Source organism: Bacteroides sp. RTP31139st1_H2_RTP31139_211217, from assembly GCF_040227615.1.
GTDB lineage: Bacteria > Bacteroidota > Bacteroidia > Bacteroidales > Bacteroidaceae > Bacteroides > Bacteroides uniformis.
Window position 1 is genome coordinate 1 of the sequence record NZ_JBCNZM010000205.1, and the last position, 7033, is coordinate 7033.

At 45.6% G+C, this 7033-nt stretch carries 3 protein-coding genes and 1 pseudogene; all 4 read right to left on the reverse strand.

The features are described from left to right. Positions 1–174 (reverse strand): annotated as a pseudogene (locus tag ABUA47_RS21745) (SusD/RagB family nutrient-binding outer membrane lipoprotein); the annotation flags it as partial. A gap of 11 nt (positions 175–185) precedes the next feature. Continuing rightward, the gene (locus tag ABUA47_RS21750) at positions 186–3572 is read right to left on the reverse strand and encodes a TonB-dependent receptor (RefSeq protein ID WP_035449952.1); all 3387 of its coding nucleotides are present in this window, start codon (positions 3570–3572) and stop codon (positions 186–188) included. 304 nt (positions 3573–3876) lie between these two features. Further along, positions 3877–6153, reverse strand: a complete 2277-nt coding sequence (locus tag ABUA47_RS21755) for a GH92 family glycosyl hydrolase (protein WP_035449953.1) — start codon at positions 6151–6153, stop codon at positions 3877–3879. 65 nt (positions 6154–6218) lie between these two features. Then, on the reverse strand, positions 6219–7033 hold an 815-nt coding region (locus ABUA47_RS21760), incomplete at its 5' end, for a FecR family protein (protein WP_349832036.1).

Below are 7033 nucleotides of genomic sequence, written 5' to 3' on the forward strand. Positions count from 1 at the left end.
GATAACCGTACTTGCCAAGTTACTCATGGCAGAACCCAGTGCATAATCATCCGGAGTCAAATCACCCGGTTGATAAGGATTGGAGTTGATATCCATATAATTGCCGGTACAGGACATAAAGCCCATAACCAACGGAGCAACAATCAATTTATTTATAATATTTTTCTTTTTCATATCGTTTGGTATTAAAATTTAAAGCTCAAGCTAAAGCCGATGTTACGCAAAGCCGGCATCATGAAATAGTCTATTCCCTGATAAAAGTTATCGGTAGAAGCTACACTTTCGGGATCGAAAGGAGCCTTGCTGTAAATCATCCACAAGTTGCGGCCTACCAACGAAACCTTGATATCGCACACATCATTCAACAACTTTCTGGGGATGGTGTAACCCAAAGATACTTCCTGCAGACGAACATTGGTAGCAGAATAAGTGTAGTATTGGGGAACAGACGTGCCGCTACCTACTACACCGTACCATGTTTCGGGGTTTACCTTATCTCTACCATTCACCAACACGTAACCTAAATCACGTGCATCGGCAGAAGCCTCGGACACACCGTAATAGTCCAACATAGCTTGTGTACGTGAGTAAACCACACCACCCAAACGGGCTGAAATCAAGAAACCTGCTGTGAAATTCTTCCAAATGAAGTTATTACGCCAAGCCAAATTACCTTTAGGAAGTACGCTTCCCAACTTGATGTATTTATCCGGGTCCGTTATGGCTTCCGTAGCAACCGTTCCATTTTGGTCCACAAAAATCTGTCCATTGGCATCACGTTTCATATCTCGCAGTGAGTAAAGGTCACCCATGCTCCCACCTTCTTTCAGCAAGAAGCGGGCATCACCTAAGCCACCCATATTCAACGTGCTCAAAGAGAACAGCTCACCGGTAACGGGATTGATGGCATTGTCTGCCAAAGTCAGGATTTTATTCTTGTTACTGGAGAAGGTTATACCGGTATCCCATGTAAAATCTTTCCAGGTATTCTTGTAATTCAGCGACAACTCAATACCGGAGTTACGTACGGCACCAGTCTGGATATACATAGCCGACCAACCGCTGACAGGCAACTGCGGGTTGAATGTCTGGTTCATAGTCTTGGCATTGTAATATGTCACGTCCAATTCAAAGTTCTTGAGGAAACGCATGTTCAAACCGATTTCCCAAGAATTGGTACGTTCAGGTTTCAAATTGTACAACGGATATTGGGTCGTGATACTCCACTGGCCGGAACTTGAATTCCATTCATAGTGGGGATTAGCCAAATATCTGGAGAAAGCACTACCAACAGATGCCCATGAACCACGAACCTTTATAAAAGAAAGATAATCTTTGTTCAAGTTAGGCATTAGCTCAGACAGTACAACAGAACCACCGACTGAAGGATAGAAGAATGATTTGCTGTTGGAGTTGGGACCTGCCAGCTGTGAAGGCCAGTCGTTACGTCCGGTCAGCGTCAAGAAGTAAGTGTTCTTGTAACCAAGCTCAGCCGAAGCGAAGAGAGACTGGGTCTGTTCACGCCATCCTTCCTGCAAACGCTGTGTCTTGCTGGCACTCAGGTTCTGGATGGCAAAGTAGTTGGTCAAACCTACCGGTTCGCCGCTGAAGGCATCGCCACCATCAGCAATCGGACCACGTGTTTTCATTGCATCCGAACGTATATCGGAGAATGAACCACCGACGTTGGCCTGGAGTGACCAATCTTCACCGAAATATTTGTTGATACTCACCAGGAAGTCTGCATACAACTGTTTGTCCTGCGTCTTGGTAATACCATAAAGACCTCGTGAAGAGCTCTCGGTGAGCTGTGTATTGGTAGAAGCATAGAACTTTTCTGTATAATCATTGTTGGAGTTATCCAAACGTACACGTCCTGAAACAGTCAGCCAGTCCAGAATCTTATAGCTCAAACCGGCATTCAGCATATAGCGGTCCTTCTTGTTCTGGCGCAGATTGCGGTAGTTAATCCAATAAGGATTCTGCATTACCATACCTTCGTCACCTACCGGCCAGTATTGCGTATAAATTTTACGGGCAGCGTCATAGCGCTCATACATGCTGATATCAGACCAGTCGTTGCTGCGCGGGAACAAATAAGCACCCACCAACGGGTTGTTGTAAGTACCCTGGTTCGTCATGTTCTGGTCATTCTGCAGAATATAGCTTGCACCGAAATCCAGAGTCATCTTGTCGTCCAGGAAAGTAGTGGTGTTACGTACCGTAAAGTTGTAACGGTTGTATTTGTTGTTGGGAACAATACCCTTGGAGTTTACAGCAGCAGCCGATGCATACGTCTGGTTTTTCTCTGTACCGGTTGACAAAGAAATGCTCTCTGTTCCTACAATACCCGTCTGGAAATAATCATCTCTCGGGCTGTAATTGTAGTTATTGGCTGCAGACAAAGGCGCTCCCCAGCTCATGGCTCCTGAGGTGCTCATCACACCACCGGTTCCCGTACCGTAACGGTTTTGGAAGCTCGGCATCACAAACGGATTGGTGAATTCAGTATTACTGCTGACAGTAAGGCTCACCTTACCTTCTTTACCTTTCTTTGTAGTAATGACAATGGCACCGTTGGCAGCTTCCGAACCATACAAGGCAGCAGCGGCGGCACCAGTCAGGACTGACATTGACTCGATGTCTTCCGGGTTGATATCGGCAATCGGTTCTGAAGATCCCTGGGAGTCGAACTCCTTACCTCCGGCAGTACCACGGCCAGAGAAAATAGGCACACCGTCAATTACATAAAGTGCATTGGAAGACTGCATGATAGATTTCGTACCACGCATCACTACCTTTGATACACCACCTACACCGGATGAAGAAGCATTGATGTTCACACCCGCTACCTTACCACTCAATGAGTTCACAAAGTTGGCATCTTTATTGGAAGTAATGGCATCTGTATTCACCTGCTGTACATTGTAGGACAATGCCTTTTCCGAACGCTTGATACCGAGTGCAGTAACCACAACTTCTTCAAGCTGTTGGGTATCTCCGGCCATCATTACATTAATCGGCGCATTACCTTTCACGGGGATTTCCTGCGTAGTATAACCGATATAAGAGAATACAATCACCGGATTCGCCTCCGTAGTGGTCAGCGTAAAGTTACCGTCGAGGTCGGTAATACACCCGTTGCTGGTACCTTTTATCAATACATTCACACCAATCAGAGGTCCCATGTCATCTGACACGACTCCGGTAATCGTCCGTTCTTTCCCTTGTTGGTTGCCCTCTTGAGGAGCAGCAGACTTTTCAGAAAGATAAACGATGTTATCCTCCACTTTATAGGAAATGTCTTTCCCTTTGAGAATAACATTCAAAGCATCTTCTATAGACGCATTGTTCACTTTGACGTTTTCTACCGGCAACGCAGCCAGTTTGTCGTCATAAAAAAATTGATACTTGGATTGAGACTTGATTTGTTCAATGACTGTCCCCAATGTGCCGCGAGACACATTCAGGTTTAACTGGGCAAAGCCCCACTGGATAGAAACTGCCATGAACAACAAAACTAATAAAGCCCGCATGAACGTCGAACTCCGAAAAGCATAATTGTCTTTCATAAACACAATTTATAGGTTATACAATAAATTACTTCGAGAGATTCATTCTCTCGCATTCCTATATAAAACAACAGACAATGAAAATACACTTACTGAAAAAGTATCTTTTTTATCATTAATCCTAAAAAAAAAGAGTTACCCCGAAAACAAGTTGATATATCATTTTGCTCAAGATTACTAACGAAGTAAATAATTATTTCCACCTGATTCAAGAAAAACACCTATAATACAGATAGTAAATAACAAAATGATATATCAACTTATTTTCGAGGCAACCCTTTTCTTACTATATTATTACTATTCTTTACTTCTTCAGTTCATTCGAGAAAGAATAAGGATAATCTTCCGGCTGCGTACCTCTCTTCATATTAGGCTGGCTGCCCATATCAAACCTCAAGGTACCGCCATTCAGCAAATCGCCATGCGTCAGATAATTCCTGGAATAATCCACGCCGTTCACCTTGAGAGACTCAATATACATGTTCTCCGGTGAGTTATCCGGAGCGTCAATTGTCAGGGACTTACCGTTCTCGAAATGGAGGGTAGCCTTACGGAACAGAGGGGCGCCCAGTACATACTCGTCCGTACCAGGGCAAACCGGATAGAAACCAAGTGCAGAGAAGACATACCACGCCGAAGTCTGACCGTTGTCCTCGTCACCGCAGTAACCGTCGGGACCGGCAGTGTACATGCGGTTCATAACCTGACGAAGCCAATATTGGGCCTTCCAAGGCTCCCCAGCATAATTATAAAGGTAAATCATGTGCTGGATGGGCTGGTTGCCATGGGCATAGTTACCCATATTCATCACTGTCATCTCACGGATTTCATGGATTACCTGGCCGTAGTAGCTGTCATCGAACAAGGGCGGGACAATAAATACAGAGTCAAGCATCTCTACGAAAGACTCTTTTCCACCCATCAGGTCTATCAGACCTTGAGGGTCGTGGAATACAGACCAGGAATAGTGCCAGCTGTTACCTTCAGTAAAGGCGTCACCCCACTTCAAAGGAGAGAAAGGAGACTGGAACTGGCCGTCTTGATTACGACCACGCATCAGCTTGCTTTCCTTATCAAATACATTCCTATAGTTCATGGCACGTTCCGCAAAGAGTTTCTGCTCCTTCTTCGGACGGTTCAGTTCTTTTGCCATGCGGTAGATGCACCAGTCATTATAAGCATACTCCAAAGTACGGGCAGTGTTCTCGTTGATTTTCACATCGTAGGGAACATAACCAAGCTTGTTGTAATACTCATAGCCGAGGCGACCCGTGGAAGAAACCTCGGGATGGACATTCTTTGTACCGTTGATGAGACCTTCGTACAGTGTCTGCACGTCCTCCACCTTCACGCCTTTTAGATAGGCATCTGCCAGCACGGAAGCAGAGTTGTTGCCAATCATACAGCCACGGTGACCCGGACTTGCCCATTCGGGAAAGAAACCGCTTTCCTTATAGGTGTTGACAAGGCCTTCCTGAATCTGCCTGTTCACCGACGGATACATCAGGTTGAGGAATGGGAAAAGACAGCGGAAAGTGTCCCAGAAACCGGTATCCGTATACATATAGCCGGGCAACACTTGCCCATTGTAGGGACTGTAATGAATCGGATTTCCCGCCTCATCCAGTTCATAGAATGCACGCGGGAACAACAAGGAACGATACAAACATGAGTAGAAAGTACGGTACTGGTCAAGGGTTCCGCCTTCCACATCAATACGGCCCAGCACCTTGTTCCAGGCATCCTGACCTTTCTGAACCAATGTTTCCAAATTGTCATTGCCAAGCTCCTTCAAGTTACGGTCAGCCTGCTCAAAACCGATGAAAGAAGAGGCTACACGGGCATGTACCACTTCACCCTTACGGGTTTTGAAACCGATAACAGCACCGGCATGTCCGGCTTCCTGCTCAACCTTATTCTCGCTCAAGACGCCATCGGCTACAGAAGCCTTATAAGTAAAAGGCTTGTCGAACTCTATCACGAAATAGTTCTTGAAGTTCTCGGGAACACCGCCGCTGTTACGGGTAGTATAACCGATAATACGATTCTGCTCCGGAAGTATCTTCACATAAGAGCCCTTGTCAAAGGCATCGACAACAATGTATGAATGATCATTTTCAGGGAAAGTGAAACGGAACAATACGGCACGGTCGGTAGGGGTGAACTCGGTAACCACATCGTGTTCGGCAAGATATACCTTATAATAATGAGGAAGTGCCACTTCGCCCTTGTGGGAGAACCAGCTTGCACGCTTCTCTTCATCAAACTCGGGTTTGCCAACCACCGGCATAATGGAGAACTGCCCGTAGTCGTTAATCCAAGGACTGGGCTGGTGTGTCTGCTTGAAACCACGGATCTTGTTCGCTGTATAGACGTATTGCCAGCCGTCACCCATCTTACCCGTCTGAGGAGTCCAGAAGTTCATACCCCAGGGACGTGCGATCGCAGGATAGGTATTACCGGTGGAAAGCTCGAAAGTAGACTGCGTGCCGACAAGAGGACTGACATACCGGGTAAAGTCTTTGGCATGCAGCCATAAAGCACTGCTCACAAAAAAAAACAATAGGATTAATTTTCGCATAATATTAGAAAGTTGTTAGTATTAAATAAATTCTTCTCGTCATATCTCGAATTTGTGCAGCCTTCCTACTTCGTTGAGGAGAGGAAAACACTGTTCCCCACAATTTTATACTCCAATGGAATGGCATTCTTTATCAGATTCAGCACAGCCCCTACACTCTCTTTTTTCTTCAGTGTACCCGAGTAAGTCTTGCTTACATCTATGTTCGGTGCCAGAATTACCCTCACCCCATACGAATTCTCCAATGTACGCGCAATGGTGTATAGGTCAGCCTTCTCAAAGACAAACTCATTATTGTGCCAGTTTTCGATTCCCGTATCCACCTGCTTCACCACCAGACGCCTAGTCATTCCGTTCAGCTCGGCTTTCTGTCCGGGGGCAAGGATAATCATACCCTCGCCATGATTACCTTTCACCTCTACTTCGCCTTTCAAAAGGGTAGCTACTGCAGACATCTTAGCCTTGTCAGACTTGAGGTTGAAAACAGTTCCCAATACTCTGACCTGCATGGCCTCACTCTGTACGACAAACGGTTTTTCCAGATTCCTCATCACCTCAAAATATCCTTCTCCTTCCAGATAAACCTTTCTTCCCTTCCCTGCAAACTCATGTGGATATTTCAGGGTAGTGTTTTTATTCAGCCAGACTTTGGTTCCATCCGGCAGTTTCAGTTCCTTAATCTTATCATGAGTGGTGACAGCCAGTAATGTTTCCGGCTGGCTATAAGTCTGATAAAAAAGATAGCCGAAAGTTCCCAAAAGGAAGAAGCCCACAAATACGGCCGCATACCGCATCCACCCAACCATCCTCCGTACCTTGTATTGTTTCGTCTTCTCTTGTTCCAGCCTTTTAAACAATCGCTTTTCGGCCTTTTCTATGT

Coding starts and splice junctions, on each gene's coding strand:
- ABUA47_RS21750 (WP_035449952.1), bottom strand. CDS start 3,572: ATGAAAGACAATTATGCTTTTCGGAGTTCGACGTTCATGCGGGCTTTA.
- ABUA47_RS21755 (WP_035449953.1), bottom strand. CDS start 6,153: ATGCGAAAATTAATCCTATTGTTTTTTTTTGTGAGCAGTGCTTTATGG.